The sequence below is a fragment of the Mesorhizobium sp. P3_A2 genome (assembly GCF_056403115.1).
On record NZ_JBFUGC010000001.1, the window covers coordinates 589,208 to 604,264 of the forward strand.

The following is a 15,057-nucleotide window of genomic DNA, read 5'->3' on the forward strand; positions in this document are numbered from 1 at the left end:
GCCTCAGAGACCGTTGGCGCGGAATTTCCCGTCGAGAAATGTTTTCGCGCGCGGCACGTCGTCCTCGGTCAGATGCTCGATGATAACAGGAATGTTCGGGTGCTTTTCGCTGAGCCGCTTGAGATAAAGATCATAGTTCAGTGAGCCCAAGCCGGGCGCCGGCAATTCGATCTCGCCGACGCCACGGAAGGTCAGCCCCTCATGCGCGTCCGCGTCACCGATATCGGCATGCTTCTCCGTCTTGTCACTGCCGGAGCGCTTCACATCCTTGGCATGCGCGATCCGGATCTTGTCGGTCAGCGTGTCGAACACCTGGTTCAGCACCTGATCCATGCGGTCGATGTTGTGCGCCTCGAAATAGTTGGTCGGATCCATCAAAAGGCCAAGGCCGGGGTGGTCGACCTGCGCGAACATTTTCACCGTCTCCTCGACCGAGCCGACGACATTGTTGACATAGGTTTCGAGCAGGAACACTGCGCCATGGTCATAGGCGGTCTGGGCAAGATCCGAGATCACCTTGCGGCATTCCTCGAACCCCTCCTCGGTCTTGTTCCTGGGGTGATGCACCCAGTCGGATTCTGTGTTGTAGGTGCCGGTCTCGGAGATCACATAGGGCGAGCCGAAGTCGCGCGCGTTGCGGATAATCTCCTTGAGGTAGCCGACGCGCTTCTCGCGCTCGGCTTTATCCGGGTGGATGATGTTGGTGTAGCCCGAGATACAGCAGACCGGCAGATTGTGGTCGCGGAACGTGTCGCGCACCGTCCTTGCTTTGTCTTTCGTGATCTGCCCGGCCGTGAGATCAATATCCCTGAAATGCAAATCGAGCTGCACCGTGTTGAAGCCGAGCGCGCGGATGCGCCGGGCGGACTCCGCGAGCTCATAGGGGAAATAGCCGGTGAAGATCCCTGCCTGCATCATGATGTGAGCTCCTCCCGGTAAGCGATTCAGCCGCCACGCTATTTGGGCGGCAACATGTTCAGTCAATCGAAATCTCGGACAGCTTGACGGTGCGGCCCTCCGCCATCGAGCGGTAGCCCGCCTCGACCAGCGCCATCGTCTTGACGTTGGCGGCGACCGACAGCGCGGGCGGCGTGCCGGTCTTCACCGCATGCTGCAATTGTTCCATCACGCCGATGAAAGCATGCGGGAACCACATCGTCTCCCAGCTCGGGGTAACCCACTTGCCGCCGGTCGTCTCGGTCGAAGCATAGGTCAGTGTCGAGGCCACGCCCTTCGGCCAGCCGATGGTGCCCTTGGCAACGCCCTTGGTGCCATCGACGCGCCAGGTGATGTGCTGGTCGTCCTCGTATCCTTGCTGGCGCGGTCCGGACCAGACATCCTCCAGCGACACCGCGAGCACACCGGAGGGAAAGCGCAGCGTCGAAACCGTGATGCCGTCTGAGTGGTCGAATGTCGTGCGCGGGTCCTTGCGCGTCAGCGTGGTGATCTCCGAGGGATCGCCGAACAGGAAGCGCAGCACATCGAGATGGTGCACGCTCATATTGGCAAGCGTCAGCCGGTCGTAGTCCGCGAGGAAAGTCTGCCAATGCGGGATTGCATGCATGTCGATCTGAGCAAAGACGATCTCGCCCAGCGCGCCGCTGTCGATGATCTGCTTCAAGACGCGCATCGACTGGTCGTAGCGCATGTTCTGGTTAACCGAGAGGATCTTGCCGGACCTGGCCGCCTCGTCGCGAAGCTTCACCGCTTCCTCGACCGACAAAGCCAGTGGCTTCTGCGCCAGGATCGCCTTGATGTGCTTCTGCTTCAGCGCATGGCGGATCAGCGCCGGCTGCTGGTCGGGTGGAAAGGCAAGGTCGACGATCTCGACCCGCTCGTCCTCGATCAGTTGCTCGGGCGTGTCGTGAACGCTCGCAATGTTCCAGCGCGTCGCCACCTTCTCGGCGCTGGCCTTGGTCCGCGAGGCGATTGCCACCACGGGAAATCCGGCCTGCGCATAGGCGGCGAGATGGCATTCGGCCATGATCATGCCGGCGCCGATGCAGCCGATCCGGTACTCGCTGGTGCGAACTTTCACATCCGGCGCGAAACCCTGGCCTGCCATCCGTTCCTCCTCGAGGACAGGATATAACGCCACGGCCGGTCCTTCAGCCAAGGTCCGCTCCATCAATTCCCATCAGAACCGCTGAAGCGGTCAACTGGCGGCGATCACAACCGTGCTTTCCGGCGACCAGCTGAGCATCACATCCTGGCCCTCGGCCAGCCGGTCATTGCCGGTATTCTGAACGATCACCTTCAGCGTCTGGCCGGCGCGTTCGACGAAATAGGTGCTGTTGTTGCCGGCGAAGATGCGCTTGGAGACCTGCCCCTTCAGCGTGTTGGCATTGCCGCTCGAAGCTCCGGCATCGGTGGCGATACGGATGCGCTCGGGCCGCACGGCGCAACTGGCCTTGGCGCCGGCGGCAACCCTGTCGCCGATGCCGGCGGCGATCGTTGTGCCGTCCGGCAGGCGGATACCATTGCCGATCGCATCGCCACGAAAAATGTTGGCGTCGCCGAGGAAGGTGGCGGCGAACTCGCTCTTCGGCTTGTCGTAGATCTCTTCGGGCGGTCCCTCCTGGACCAGCCTGCCGTCGCGCAAAATGCCGATGCGGTCGCTCATCGTCAGCGCCTCTTCCTGGTCGTGGGTGACGAAGATGGTGGTGATGCCGATCTCGCGCTGGATGCGCTTGAGCTCGATCTGCATGTCGACACGCAGCGCCTTGTCGAGAGCGCCGAGCGGCTCGTCGAGCAGCAGCACGCGCGGCTTGGTGACGATGGCGCGCGCCAGAGCCACGCGCTGGCGCTGACCGCCGGAGAGCTGGTGCGGCTTGCGTTCGCCAAGCTTGCCGAGCTGCACGAGGTCGAGCGCGCGCTGCACTTCCGTGGCGATCATGGCCTTGGCCTCGCCGCGCACCGACAGGCCGAAGGCGACGTTGTCGGCGACGCTCATGTTGGGAAACAGCGCATAGTTCTGGAACACCATGCCGATGCGCCGCTTCTCGACCGGCACGCGCTCCACGCTTTCGCCACCGATGGAAATGCGGCCAGAGTCTGGAAAGTCGAAGCCGGCGATTTGCCGAAGCAGCGTGGTCTTGCCGCTGCCCGACGGTCCGAGCAGCGCATAGAAACCGCCATCGGCGAAATCGATGGAGACATCATCCAGCGCCTTGTGTGCGCCGAAATTGCGGGAGACGTTTGATACCTGCACGCCGGCCATTATTTCTCTCCGCCGAATTTGAAGAAGCGCGCCGTGAGCAGCATCAGCGCCATCGACACGACAATGATAATGGTCGAGACCGCGTTGATCTCGGGCGTAAAACCTTTGCGGATCGCGGCGTAGATTTCGACCGGCAGCGTCGTCTGCCCCGGCGTCGCCAGGAAGTAGGAGACGACGAACTGGTCGAACGACACGGCGAAGGCAAACAGCCCGCCGGCGATGACGCCGGGCATGATCCAGGGCAGTGTGACGCGCGCTGTCACCTGCCACTGGTTGGCGCCGAGCGAGCGCGCCGCCTCTTCCAGCTCCGGCGCAAACGTCTGCAGCCGGGCCGAGACGACGACGATGACATAGGGCAGCGCCAGCGCCACATGGCCGAGCAGGATGGCGAACAGGCCGCGGCCGATGCCGACGCCGAAGAAGAAGATCAGCATCGCCGTGCCGGTGATCAGCCACGGAATGGCGATCGGCGGAAACAGCAGCGCCTGCAAAAACTTCTTGCCGCGGAAATCATAGCGGTAGAGCGCCAGCGACGCCGCCGTGCCCAGCACCACGGAGATGAGCGTGGTGATGACTGCAATCTCGAGGCTATTCCATGTCGCCGCGATCAGCTGGTCGTTTTGCCACAGCGATTGATACCATTCCGTCGTCCACTCGAATGGCAATTGGTAGAAGGGCGAGACGTTGAACGACATCAGCGCCATGATTATGATCGGCAGATAGAGGAAGGCGAGCAGCAGGAAGATGTAGAACCGGCCGAGGCCTTCGAGGATGCGGGTGGTCTTCATCTAGGCAGCCCTCCTCAGCACCGGCGACGCCACCGCCAGGATGACCAGCACGACGGCGAGCAAGATGAAGGACAAAGCGGCACCGAGTGGCCAGTTGAACACGGCCACGAATTGGTCCTCGATCACCGTGCCGTAGAAGGTACCGGTGCGCCCGCCGAGAATGCGCGGCTCCATGAACGAACCGACGACGGGCACGAAGATGAGTGCCGCGCCGGCCACAAGGCCGGGCATCGACAGCGGAATGATCACCCGCTTCAGCACCTGCAGCCGCGAGGCGCCGAGCGAGCGCCCGGCCTCGATCAGCGAGTCGTCGATCGCCTGCAAAGTGAGGTAGCAGGTCAGCACCATGTAAGGCACGTAGGAGTGCACTAGGCCGATGATGACGGCCGGATAGGAATACATCAGATCGATGTTGATCTTGAACGGCAGCACGGCATTGAGCGCCGTATCGAGAATGCCGCCTTCGCGCAAAACCATCGCCCAGGAGAAGATGCGCACCAGCCCGTTCGACCAGAACGGCAGAATGACCAGCAGGAAGATTGCCTCGCGGCTGCGCCCCTTCAGCACCTTGGCCAGCACGTAAGCCGCGGGATAGCCGATGACGACGCACCACAGCGTCACTTCGAGGCCGAGCCGCAACGAAGCCAGCAGCAGCGTGAGATAAAGGCTCTGCGAGAAGAAGGCAGCGTAGTTGCCGAGGGTAAAGGCCCATGATTTACCCGACAGTGGAAGGTCGGTCATGAAGGAGAAGAAGACCATGGCCGAGAGCGGCAGGAAGATCGCCACCGTCAGCCAGAGATAGGCTGGCGCCAGCAGCGGCAGGGCCGATCTCAGCCCGCTGCGCGACGCGACCGCACTCTGTACTGCCATGATACCTCCTCCCCAGGATTGAAGGACCAGCCGGCGCGAACCGCCGGCTGGTCCGGACGCGAACTTACTTCACGTCGACCTTGAGCTGCTGCCACAGCGCCAGATAAGCCTCGCGCTGCGCGTCGGTGATCGGCGCCTGGAACTGGATGCGCTTGGCGACATCGAGGCTGCCCATCACCTTGCGGTTGAAGGAGTCTTCAGGCAGCGCGTCCACCGCCTTGGTGTTGGCCGAAACCGGCGCGCCGACCTTGGTGACCCATTCGACGTAGAATTTCGGATCGATCATCCAGTTGATGAAGGCCTGTGCCCCCTCGACGTTCTTCGAACCTACTGGAATAGAGAACGCATCGAGCCAGGCGACGGCGCCTTCCTGCGGCACGACCAGCGAGACCGGCAGCTTGAAATGCGTCTTGGCGCGGTCGGCCGAGCCGCTCCAATAGGTGCCAATGTCGATCTGGTTGGAAGCGACCATCTGGTTCCAGTCGTTCTCCGAACTCCAGAACGTCTTGATCTGCGGCATCAGCGAGGTGAGCTTGGTCTTGACCGCGTCCATATCCTTGATGTCGTTGATGTTCTGGCCTGTGGCGATGGCGCCGAACTGCACCGCTTCGACGGCATCGTCACGAATGACAACGCGGCCCTTATGCGCGGGGTCCCACATCTCGGCGATCGAGGTCGGCGCCTTGTCGAAGGACTTTTCGTTGATGGCGAGCGCCGTCAGGCCCCACACCCACGGCACGCCATAGACCTTGCCGTCATGGGCGAGCATCGGCGAGCTCGCCTTGTCCTTGCTGATGTCGGCATAGTTCGGCAGCTTGGAGGTATCGATCGGCTGGATCAGCTTTTCGGCCATCGCCTGGTCATTGAAGGCGGCGTTGATCATGACCACGTCGTAGAGGCCGGGATTGGTCCGGATCTTGGTCAGCATTTCCTGTTCGGAATTGAAGAAGTCGTTGACGACCTTGTTGCCGGTCGCCTTCTCGAACGCTTCGACGGCCCACGGCTCGTCGGCGCCGTAGCCTTTCCAGTTGAGCACATGCACTTCGGCGGCGCTCGCCGCCAGCGTGAGCGCGGTGGTGAAGACGGCGGTCGCCGTCAAGAGGGCAGTCAGTCTTGGCATGCGCATATCGGTTCCTCTCTTTGTGGTTGCCCGCTTGGCGGGTCAGGCTGTCTGATGGGCCTTGTGGTTCTGGCCAGGCGTGCGCGCCTGGCTCAGGAAAGTCTGGATCTCGCTGTCGGTCGGCGCGGACGACCCGCCATGCCGGGTGACCGAAAGGGCAGCCGCCGCATTCGCGTAGCGCGCCGCCTCGAAGGGATGCACGCCGCGCGCCAACGCACTGACGAAAGCGCCGATATGCGTGTCGCCGGCGCCATTGGTGTCGATGGCATCGACCTTGAAGCCGGCAATGGTCTGGGTCTCGCCGCTGGCCAGCCGCACGAAACAACCCTTGGCGCCGGCGCGGATGACGACGCCTGCGGCTTTCCGACAATGGTCGGCGAGCACCCGCCCGGCCAGTGTCTCGACATCGCCCTGCCCGGCAATCTCGGCCGCTTCCGTCGTGTTGCAGCTCAGCCATGTCGTGCGGGCAAGCACGCGCGCCAGGATGGGGCGCACAATGTCGGCGATGACAGGCGTCGGATCGAAGACAAAGGGAATGTCTACCGGCAGCGATTCGATCCAGTCGGTCAGCGCGTCGCGGCTGCCGGGATAGCTCAGCGTGTAGCCGGAGGTGAACACCCAGTCGCCGGACGCAACGGCCACGGGCGCCATCATATCCAGGCTAACCACGCTCTCGGCGCCCGGCCATGAGACGAAAGTGCGCTCGGCATCCCCAGAGATCATGGCGACGCAATTGCCGGTGTCCATGACCGGCGATGGCGGCGTCAGCGTTTCGATGCCCTCGGTGGCGAAGGCTGCACGCAGAAAATCGCCATTTGGCCCTCTGCCGAGCTGGCCGCCGAACACCACAATCATGCCGGTGCGGCGGGCCGCCACCATCATGTTGAAGCCGCCGCCGGCGACCTGCGCAAAGCTCGACGCCGTCTTCTCGCTGCCCGGCGCCGGCAAGGCGTCGATGCGGTAGACATAGTCGACCACCGCGCTGCCGATATGAACCAGACGCCCGCTCATGCCGCGGCGTCCTTGCTGGCCTTCGCCGACCGCGCCGCGACGAGATCTTCGGCAAGCGCGCGCACCTCGGCGATGTGGATGCCAACGAGCCTGGCGACGTGTTTTGGCGGCAGTTGGGAAAAGCCGACGCAGGCGCCGGCCATCCCCGAAGCAATCGCGCCGATCGTATCGGTGTCGCCGCCGAGATTGGCGCTGATGATCGCGGCCTTCCAGGGATCGCCATTGGCGACTTCCAGCACGGCAAAGGCCGCGGGAACCGATTCCTGGCTGGCGACGCCGGTGCCGACGAGATCGGTGATGAACCCGATCGCATCCCGCATCGCCTTGCCGCGCACTAGGTCCTGTGCCCAGACGATGCGCGCGGCGATGTCGCCGCCGGTCACCCAGTGGCCGTGCTTGGCCCCGCGCCGCGCCGCTGCAACGGCACTGTCGGACGCAGCACGCCAGTCGCCGCCGGCAAGGCCGCGGCTGACGGCGGCGGCAACGGCGGAAGCCGAGGCAATGGCGATCGACGTGTTGTGCGTGGCCCGGCAAGTCTCGGCCACCTTGGCGACAAAAACATCGAGCGGCTCCAGCGGCATCATGATGCCGACCGGCGCGATGCGCATGGCCGCGCCATTTGTGTCGCCGCGGCTTCCCGCCTCTTCCGCCGGCACGCCTTCGTTGATGGCGTCGATGGCCCGCTTGGTCGATGGCCCCAGAAGATCATAGCTACCGCGCGCCTTGACCTCGCGCTCCCAGTCGAGCAGCGCATTGACCCAGCGCGCATGGTCGAAGCGGTCGCCGGACTCGACCAGGATGCGGCCGAGCAGCAGCGCCTGTTCGGTATCGTCGGTGATGGTGCCGGCCACCAGCCCCTTCGACACCGGATGGTCGGCAAAGGGTGCCACGAAATCCTCGACATGGCCGTAGAGTTCGGCAATGCGGGCCGGCGACAGAAGCTGCGTCGGCATGCCAAGCGCATCGCCCAGTGCCCCGCCGACAAGTGCGCCCATGGCGCGATCGAGAATGGCGTTTTCCGGCATCGCTCAAAACCTCATATGCAGCGCGAAATGCGCCGGGTTGAGCAGGCTGGTGACATATTCGATCGGCCGCTCGTCGGCCGCGCGCGTCAGCCGGCGGCCGCGCAGGAAGGGCGTGCCCTGCGGGCAGCCGAGTATTGCGGCATCCTCGGCGTTGAGCATTTCGATATCGACCCATTCCTCGCCATGGTCGGGAATGAGTCCGGCGCCGCGCAGCGTCTGGTGCAGCGAGCCTTCGCGAAGACCGCGCAACGGCACATCCTCGAGTTCCGGCGACAGCGGCAGGCGGCTGCGCTCGATCGAAATCGCATGGCCGTCACTGGCATTGGTGCGCACGCGGTCGACAGCGATGAAGAATGGGCTTTCAATCTCAAGCAGCGCGGCGAGCTCGGTGTCTTCGATCACTTCCAGCCGCAGCGTCCGCGTCTCGGCATTGGCGCCGGCATCGGCCAGCGCCCGTGACCAGCCGATGGCGTCATCGACCGGCTTGCCATCGAAGGTAACGAAGGAGCCGATGCCGACCTTGGTGGTGATCAGCCCACGGCTGGACAGTTCCTCGAGGCCCTTGCGGACGGTGTTGCGGCTGACGGAAAAGCGCTGGACGAGTTCGTTCTCGCTTTGCAGGCGGTCGCCGAAGCCGAGCACGCCGGAGCGGATTTCATGTTCAAGAACAGTGGCGATCTGCTCGGGCTTGCCCGTGCCGGGAGACAGTTGAACCGATCGCCGTGCCATATATGCACCTGTTCAATGAACCTGTATAATCCTGTTCAATATTGGATTTTTTGCTATCGGTCAACGGTATATTTTGCTTTGCGCATATGCACCGCGCTTCACCTATCGTCGGAACAATCGCATAGGGCGTTCCCCACTCCGTCTCGGACTTCGCCGAGCCACCTCTACCCCCACATTCGTGGGGGAGAGGAAATGCTAATCTCGGAGGGCGCGGCTTTGAAAGGCTTGGGTTTCCTCTCCCCCATGGACATGGGGGAGAGGTGGCCGCGAAGCGGCCGGAGTGGGGTTGGCGCTGCCATTGCGATTGCCCGCCACCTCAAACGAAGAAAAATTCCTCGACGCGCTGCTTGGCCTTCCGCAGCACCGGCAGGATATCCCGCTCCATCTCTGCAACCGAAAACCGCGCCGACTGGGTCGACATGTTGATTGCCGCCACCGTCCGCCCGGATCGGTCAGCAATCGGCACGGCGATCGAGCGCAGGCCGAGCTCCAGTTCCTCATCGACGATGGCAAAGCCACCCGCCCTCGCGGCGTCGATCGCCTTGCTGAGGGCTGCGCGGCTGGTGGTCGTCTTCGGCGTCCGCCGCTCGATCCTTGCTTCGGCAAGGAAGGCCTTCAGCTCGTCCGGCGCGAGCCCCGCAAGCAGAACCCGTCCCATCGAGGTGCAATACGCCGGCAGCCTGGTGCCGACATCGAGCGACACGCTGAGGATGCGCCGGCCGGGTATGCGCGCGACATAGACGACATCCTCGCCCGACAGCACCGCCGCATTGCAGGCCTCGTTGAACTTACCTGCCACCTCTCGCAGGATCGGCGCCGCGAAGCTCCACAGCGAAGCGCCGCCGAGCCAGGTTCGCACGACGGTGAGCAGGCGCGGCGAAAGCGAAAACTGTCGGCCGGATTGCGTTGCATAGCCGGTCGCGGTCAGCGTCAGCAGGAAGCGGCGTGCGCCGGCGCGGGTCAGCCCCGCCTCTTCCGCCATTTCGGTCAGCGTCATGCCTGCCGGATGCCGGGCCAGGATCTCCATGACCGCAAGCCCGCGCTCCAGCGCGCCGACATGGTCGCGCGTCGTTGCCTCGTCGTCCATGCGGCCTCCGCGAAAAAATGCGTCGCCTTGACTCATCGCGACGATACAATGTAAAAGTATCTCATACAAAACAATTGTTCGCAATACGAACTTTTTTCGTCCCCGGAGTTCCTGCGATGGTCAAGTTTCTGCCGCTCAAACAGGCCGTGGCCGAAAACCTGCATGATGGCGATGCGGTTGCCTTCGAGGGCTTCACCCATCTCATCCCGACGGCGGCGGCGCATGAGGCGATCCGTCAGGGCTTTCGCGATCTCACGCTGATCCGCATGACCCCCGACCTGATCTACGACCAGATGATCGGCATGGGCATGGCGAAGAAGATCATCTTCTCCTATGTCGGCAATCCCGGCGTCGGCCTGCTGCGGCGCGCCCGCGACGCCATCGAGAACGGCTTTCCCCGGGCGATCGAGATCGAGGAGCACAGCCATGCCGGCATGGCCAACGCCTATGAGGCGGGGGCAGCCGGCCTGCCCTGCGCCGTCTTCCGCGGCTATCGTGGCGCCGGGCTTGTGGCCGTCAATCCAAACATCAAATCGGTCACTTGTCCGTTCACAGGCGAGGTGCTGGCCGCCGTTCCTTCGATCCGCCCCGACGTCACCTTCATCCACGCCCAGAAGGCCGACAGACAAGGCAATGTGCTGGTCGAGGGCATTGTCGGCATCCAGAAGGAAGCGGTGCTCGCGGCCAAACGCGCCGTGGTGACGGTCGAGGAAGTGGTCGACAATTTCGACGATCTGCACCCCAACCTGACGGTGCTGCCGCGGTGGACCATCGCTGCGATATCGGCGGTGCCCGGCGGCTCGCATCCCTCCTACACGCACGGCTATTATGCGCGTGACAACGCCGCCTATCTCGAATGGGACGAGATCGCCGCCGACCGTGACAAATTCCAGGCCTGGATGCAGGCCAATGTCATTGAGAAGAGCGCCGGCGATTTCGCCGGCCGCGTCGAGCATCTGAGGAGCGCGGCATGAGCGGCTTCACCCCCAACGAGATGATGACGATTGCCGCCAGCCGCGCCTTGAAGAACGACGATGTCTGCTTCGTCGGCATCGGCGCGCCGTCGGCCGCCTGCAATGTCGCGCGGCTGACGCATGCGCCCGACATCACGCTGATCTATGAAAGCGGCACCATCGGCACGGCGCCTGATGTTTTGCCGTTGTCGATCGGCGACGGCGAACTTTGCGACACCGCCGTCACCACCGTCTCGGTGCCGGAGATGTTCCGCTACTGGCTGCAGGGCGGGCGCATTTCGATCGGCTTCCTGGGTGCGGCGCAGCTCGACAAGTTCGGCAACATCAACACCACCGTCATCGGCGACTATGCGCGCCCCAAGACCCGCCTGCCCGGCGGCGGCGGCGCGCCGGAGATCGCCACCTCGTCGAAGGAGATCTACATCACCATGGCGCAATCGAAGCGCGGCATGGTCGAAAAGATCGACTTCTTCACCTCCTTCGGCCATGGCGACGGCGGCGATCATCGCCAGCGCCTCGGCATCGATACCGCTGGCCCGACGCTGCTGATCACCGATCTCGCCATCTGGAAGCCGGATCCGGCGACCAAGGAGTTCACCGTCGTCTCGTTGCATCCCGGCGTGACGCGCCAGCAGGTGCAGGAGACCTGTGGCTGGGTGGTGAAATTCGCCGATGCGCTTGAAGAGACGCCGGCGCCGACAACGCTCGAACTGACGACATTGCGCGACCTGCAGGCCCGCACCAAGGCGGCGCATGAGGGAAGCGGAAAACAAAAGGCTGCATGACATGGCCGAGGCCTTCATCTGTGATTACATCCGCACCCCGATTGGCCGTTTCGGCGGTTCGCTGTCCTCGGTGCGCGCCGACGATCTTGGCGCGATCCCGCTGAAGGCGCTGATCGAGCGCAATGCCGGCATCGACTGGCAGGCGGTGGACGACGTTGTCTATGGCTGCGCCAACCAGGCCGGCGAAGACAATCGCAACGTGGCGCGCATGTCGCTGCTGCTCGCCGGACTGCCGAAGGAAGTGTCCGGCTCGACCGTCAACCGGCTCTGTGGTTCCGGCATGGATGCCGTCACCATCGCCGCCCGCGCCATCAAATCAGGCGAAGCCGAACTGATGATCGCCGGCGGCGTCGAATCGATGAGCCGCGCCCCCTTCGTCATGCCCAAGGCCGAGACCGCCTTTTCGCGCCATGCCGAGATTTACGACACCACCATCGGCTGGCGCTTCATCAACCCGCTGATGAAGAAACAGTACGGCGTCGATTCCATGCCCGAGACCGGCGAGAACGTCGCCGAGGATTTTTCGGTGTCGCGCGCCGATCAGGATGCCTTTGCCGTGCGCAGCCAGGACAAGGCCGTCGCAGCGCAAGCCAATGGCCGGCTGGCGAAGGAGATCACCCCGGTGACGATCCCGCAGAAGAAGGGCGATGCGATCGTCGTCTCTAAGGATGAGCATCCCCGTGCAGGCACCACAGTCGAGTCCTTGGCCAAGCTGCCGACACCGTTCCGCCAAGGCGGGACGGTCACCGCCGGCAATGCGTCCGGCGTCAACGATGGCGCCGCGGCGCTGGTCATCGCGTCGGAAGCGGCTGCGAAAAAATACGGACTGACGCCGATCGCCCGGATCCTCGGCGGCGCCGCCGCCGGCGTGGCGCCGCGCATCATGGGCATCGGCCCGGCGCCGGCGACGAAAAAGCTCTGTGCCCGTCTCGGCCTGACGCCGCAACAATTCGATGTCATCGAACTCAACGAAGCTTTCGCCTCGCAAGGTATCGCCGTGCTGCGCCAACTCGGCATCGGCGAGGACGCGGACTACGTCAATCCCAATGGCGGCGCCATCGCGCTTGGCCACCCGCTCGGCATGTCGGGCGCGCGCATCACCGGTACCGCGGCGCTGGAGCTGCGCGAGCGCGGCGGCCGTTATGCGCTGGCCACCATGTGCATCGGCGTCGGCCAGGGCATCGCAGTGGCGCTCGAGCGCGTTTGAGATCTCACCGCCCTCAATACGGTAAACCGACATAGTTCTCGGCCAGCGCGGTCGACGCCGCCTGCGAATGCACGAGATAGTCGAGTTCGGCCTCCTGGATGCGCTGGCCGAACTCGCCGGTGTCGGGAAAGCGGTGCAGCATCGTCGTCATCCACCAGGAGAAGCGCACCGCCTTCCACACCCGCGCCAGCGCCTTGGCCGAATAGGCGTCGAGCCCGCCCAGTGATTTGTCCAGGTAGAATTCGCGAAGTCCGGCAAAGAGATAGCGCACGTCGCTGGCAGCGAGGTTGAGCCCCTTGGCGCCGGTCGGCGGCACGATGTGGGCGGCGTCGCCGACCAGGAACAGCCGGCCGAAGCGCAGCGGCTCGGCAACGAAGGAGCGCAGCGGCGCAATCGACTTTTCGAAAGACGGGCCGGTAACGACCGCGGCTGCGGTCTGTTCCGGCAGGCGGCGGCGCAACTCATCCCAGAAGCGGTCGTCGCTCCACGCCTCGACCCGCTCATTCGCCGGGACCTGCACATAATAGCGGCTGCGATGGGTCGAGCGCATCGAGCACAGCGCAAAGCCGCGCTCGTGATTGGCGTAGACCAGTTCGTGATCGGCCGGCGGCACCTCGGCCAGTACGCCCAGCCAGCCGAACGGATAAGTCCGCTCGAAAGTCTTCAGCGCCCGTTCTGGCGCCGATTTGCGGCTGACACCGTGATAGCCGTCGCAGCCGGCGATGAAGTCGCAGTCGATGCGGTGGCTGACGCCATCCTTTTCATAGGTGACGAAGGGCGCTTCGCCGTCGAAACCGTGCAGCGCGACATTGGACGCCTCGTAGACAGTGGTCAGGCCAGCCGCCTCGCGCTTGTCCATCAGATCGTGCGTCACCTCGGTCTGGCCATAGACGGTAACGTGTTTCCCGCCGGTCAGCGCAGTGAGATCAAGCCTGTGCAGGCCGCCGCCGAAAGCGAGCGAGATGCCGGAATGCGGCAGGCCCTCGGCATGCAGCCTTGCCGCGGCGCCCGCTTCCTCCAGCAACTCGACGGTGCCTTGTTCGAGCACGCCTGCCCGCACGCGGCCAAGCACATGCTCCCGGCTCGAACGCTCGAGGATCACCGTCTCGACGCCGATGCCGCTGAGCAGTTGGCCGAGCAGTAGGCCGGACGGCCCGGAGCCGACAATGACGATCTTTGTACGCATCAGTGTCCCAGGCTTTCGATCTCTCCGGCGAGCTCCGCGGCGAGCCGTAGTGCAGCCGCGGTCGCAACCGCCATTTGCGGCAGAAGCAGCCATTCCAGCGTCCACGCCGCGCCGGAGCGCTCCTGCTCATGCACCAGCGCTTGGTGCATGCCGGAAAGCTGCGTGGCGTTGAAGCGCGCCAGCGCCACCAGCGCTTCGGCCTTCACCGGGTTCTGCTTGTGCGGCATGGCCGACGAGCCGCCGCCGCCGGACAGTGTGATCTCAGAGCCGGCCTGCGCCATCAGCGCAACGTCCTGACCGAACTTGCCGAGGCTGCCGGTGATGAGCGACAGCAAGCTGGCGAATTCGGCCAACGCATCGCGCTGGCTGTGCCATTGCGGCGCATCGCCAAGGCCGAGCTTTGCGGCAAGTGCTGCGCGCACCGCAGGGCCCTTGTCGCCGAGCTTTTCCAGCGTGCCGGCAGCGCCGCCAAATTGCACTACGAGCAAACGTGGCGACTGTTGCGACAATCTCTGCTGATGCCGCTGTAGCGGTGCCCGCCACGCTGCGACGCGGTCCGAGACATTTATTAGGATCGCCGCCTGCATCCGTGTCATCCCGGTCAATGTCCTGCCCCCGAAACGTTCTTCCAACGCCGTAAGCCGCACAATGTTTTCAATCAGCAAGAGATCGAGATGGTCGATCACGCGGCGCAGCCGAAGCACCAGGCCAGTGTCGATGACATCCTGGCTGGTTGCGCCGAAATGCACGCTGGCCTCGTGCGGCGCACCGACCGCTGCCTTCAACTGGCGCACCAGCTCAGGCACGATAACGCCGTCTTTTGCCACACCGACGCGCAGCCGCGCGGTATCCGGCTTGTAGGACAACAGAACAGCGACAATTGCGGCTGCGGCGTCCTTGCCGATGATCGCGCTTTCGGCTTGCGCTTCCGCCAACGCGCGCTCGAAATCGAGCATGGCGGCGATTTCCGCGTCGGCGGAAAAATACCGCGCCGCCTCCTCGTCGCCGAGAAGGCCGGACAGCAGCGGATGGTCGAAGGGCGATACGGTCATGCG

15 protein-coding genes are annotated in these 15,057 nt (G+C 64.1%); 3 read left to right on the forward strand and 12 right to left on the reverse strand.

Going from position 1 to position 15,057, the window contains the following annotated elements:
- Window positions 1-3: 3 nt before the first annotated feature.
- From AC1DXM_RS02780 to AC1DXM_RS02825, 10 genes are all read right to left on the reverse strand, one after another.
- Window positions 4-918, reverse strand: coding sequence for a sugar phosphate isomerase/epimerase family protein (locus AC1DXM_RS02780; protein WP_477231643.1), 915 nt, complete (start codon window positions 916-918; stop codon window positions 4-6).
- 58 nt (window positions 919-976) lie between these two features.
- On the reverse strand, window positions 977-2,065 hold the full coding sequence (locus tag AC1DXM_RS02785) for a Gfo/Idh/MocA family protein (protein ID WP_477231644.1): 1,089 nt from the start codon (window positions 2,063-2,065) through the stop codon (window positions 977-979).
- Window positions 2,066-2,155: 90 nt separating this feature from the next.
- Entirely contained in the window at window positions 2,156-3,220 is a 1,065-nt protein-coding gene (locus AC1DXM_RS02790; RefSeq protein WP_477231645.1) for an ABC transporter ATP-binding protein, read from the reverse strand.
- A complete protein-coding gene (locus tag AC1DXM_RS02795) occupies window positions 3,220-4,008 on the reverse strand; it encodes an ABC transporter permease (protein ID WP_477231646.1) in 789 nt (262 codons plus the stop codon). The genes AC1DXM_RS02790 and AC1DXM_RS02795 overlap by 1 nt, the downstream gene beginning before the upstream one ends.
- Entirely contained in the window at window positions 4,009-4,878 is an 870-nt protein-coding gene (locus tag AC1DXM_RS02800; protein WP_477231647.1) for an ABC transporter permease, read from the reverse strand. It abuts the gene before it with no gap.
- Between the two features lie 64 nt (window positions 4,879-4,942).
- Window positions 4,943-6,004, reverse strand: coding sequence for an ABC transporter substrate-binding protein (locus AC1DXM_RS02805; RefSeq protein WP_477231648.1), 1,062 nt, complete (start codon window positions 6,002-6,004; stop codon window positions 4,943-4,945).
- Window positions 6,005-6,040: 36 nt separating this feature from the next.
- Window positions 6,041-7,009 (reverse strand): PfkB family carbohydrate kinase, encoded by a 969-nt coding sequence (locus tag AC1DXM_RS02810; RefSeq protein ID WP_477231649.1) that lies wholly within the window; start codon window positions 7,007-7,009, stop codon window positions 6,041-6,043.
- Window positions 7,006-8,034: an ADP-ribosylglycohydrolase family protein gene (locus AC1DXM_RS02815; RefSeq protein ID WP_477231650.1), complete on the reverse strand. Its 1,029-nt coding sequence runs from the start codon at window positions 8,032-8,034 to the stop codon at window positions 7,006-7,008. Before AC1DXM_RS02815 ends, AC1DXM_RS02810 begins: the two co-directional genes overlap by 4 nt.
- Before the next feature lie 3 nt (window positions 8,035-8,037).
- Window positions 8,038-8,763: a GntR family transcriptional regulator gene (locus AC1DXM_RS02820; protein ID WP_477231651.1), complete on the reverse strand. Its 726-nt coding sequence runs from the start codon at window positions 8,761-8,763 to the stop codon at window positions 8,038-8,040.
- A 316-nt stretch (window positions 8,764-9,079) separates the two neighbouring features.
- Entirely contained in the window at window positions 9,080-9,850 is a 771-nt protein-coding gene (locus AC1DXM_RS02825) for an IclR family transcriptional regulator domain-containing protein (protein WP_477231652.1), read from the reverse strand.
- Window positions 9,851-9,966: 116 nt separating this feature from the next.
- Between AC1DXM_RS02825 and AC1DXM_RS02830 the strand changes: the two genes are divergently transcribed.
- The 3 genes from AC1DXM_RS02830 to pcaF are packed head-to-tail and all read left to right on the forward strand — an operon-like array spanning window position 9,967 to window position 12,816.
- A complete protein-coding gene (locus AC1DXM_RS02830) occupies window positions 9,967-10,824 on the forward strand; it encodes a CoA transferase subunit A (protein WP_477231653.1) in 858 nt (285 codons plus the stop codon).
- On the forward strand, window positions 10,821-11,609 hold the full coding sequence (locus tag AC1DXM_RS02835; RefSeq protein ID WP_477231654.1) for a CoA-transferase subunit beta: 789 nt from the start codon (window positions 10,821-10,823) through the stop codon (window positions 11,607-11,609). Before AC1DXM_RS02830 ends, AC1DXM_RS02835 begins: the two co-directional genes overlap by 4 nt.
- Window position 11,610: 1 nt before the next feature.
- Window positions 11,611-12,816: a 3-oxoadipyl-CoA thiolase gene (gene pcaF / locus AC1DXM_RS02840; RefSeq protein ID WP_477231959.1), complete on the forward strand. Its 1,206-nt coding sequence runs from the start codon at window positions 11,611-11,613 to the stop codon at window positions 12,814-12,816.
- 13 nt (window positions 12,817-12,829) lie between these two features.
- Here pcaF and pobA read toward each other — a convergent pair whose 3' ends face one another.
- Window positions 12,830-14,002 (reverse strand): 4-hydroxybenzoate 3-monooxygenase, encoded by a 1,173-nt coding sequence (pobA, locus tag AC1DXM_RS02845; protein ID WP_477231655.1) that lies wholly within the window; start codon window positions 14,000-14,002, stop codon window positions 12,830-12,832.
- Entirely contained in the window at window positions 14,002-15,054 is a 1,053-nt protein-coding gene (locus tag AC1DXM_RS02850; protein ID WP_477231656.1) for a 3-carboxy-cis,cis-muconate cycloisomerase, read from the reverse strand. The genes pobA and AC1DXM_RS02850 overlap by 1 nt, the downstream gene beginning before the upstream one ends.
- Window positions 15,055-15,057 lie beyond the last annotated feature (3 nt).

Bases quoted from the DNA above. Each gene is read 5' to 3' on its own strand.
- pcaF (WP_477231959.1), top strand. From the start codon at position 11,611: ATGGCCGAGGCCTTCATCTGTGATTACATCCGCACCCCGATTGGCCGT.
- AC1DXM_RS02830 (WP_477231653.1), top strand. From the start codon at position 9,967: ATGGTCAAGTTTCTGCCGCTCAAACAGGCCGTGGCCGAAAACCTGCAT.
- AC1DXM_RS02800 (WP_477231647.1), bottom strand. From the start codon at position 4,878: ATGGCAGTACAGAGTGCGGTCGCGTCGCGCAGCGGGCTGAGATCGGCC.
- AC1DXM_RS02850 (WP_477231656.1), bottom strand. From the start codon at position 15,054: ATGACCGTATCGCCCTTCGACCATCCGCTGCTGTCCGGCCTTCTCGGC.
- AC1DXM_RS02785 (WP_477231644.1), bottom strand. From the start codon at position 2,065: ATGGCAGGCCAGGGTTTCGCGCCGGATGTGAAAGTTCGCACCAGCGAG.
- AC1DXM_RS02805 (WP_477231648.1), bottom strand. From the start codon at position 6,004: ATGCGCATGCCAAGACTGACTGCCCTCTTGACGGCGACCGCCGTCTTC.
- pobA (WP_477231655.1), bottom strand. From the start codon at position 14,002: ATGCGTACAAAGATCGTCATTGTCGGCTCCGGGCCGTCCGGCCTACTG.
- AC1DXM_RS02810 (WP_477231649.1), bottom strand. From the start codon at position 7,009: ATGAGCGGGCGTCTGGTTCATATCGGCAGCGCGGTGGTCGACTATGTC.
- AC1DXM_RS02795 (WP_477231646.1), bottom strand. From the start codon at position 4,008: ATGAAGACCACCCGCATCCTCGAAGGCCTCGGCCGGTTCTACATCTTC.
- AC1DXM_RS02780 (WP_477231643.1), bottom strand. From the start codon at position 918: ATGATGCAGGCAGGGATCTTCACCGGCTATTTCCCCTATGAGCTCGCG.
- AC1DXM_RS02820 (WP_477231651.1), bottom strand. From the start codon at position 8,763: ATGGCACGGCGATCGGTTCAACTGTCTCCCGGCACGGGCAAGCCCGAG.
- AC1DXM_RS02825 (WP_477231652.1), bottom strand. From the start codon at position 9,850: ATGGACGACGAGGCAACGACGCGCGACCATGTCGGCGCGCTGGAGCGC.
- AC1DXM_RS02835 (WP_477231654.1), top strand. From the start codon at position 10,821: ATGAGCGGCTTCACCCCCAACGAGATGATGACGATTGCCGCCAGCCGC.
- AC1DXM_RS02790 (WP_477231645.1), bottom strand. From the start codon at position 3,220: ATGGCCGGCGTGCAGGTATCAAACGTCTCCCGCAATTTCGGCGCACAC.
- AC1DXM_RS02815 (WP_477231650.1), bottom strand. From the start codon at position 8,034: ATGCCGGAAAACGCCATTCTCGATCGCGCCATGGGCGCACTTGTCGGC.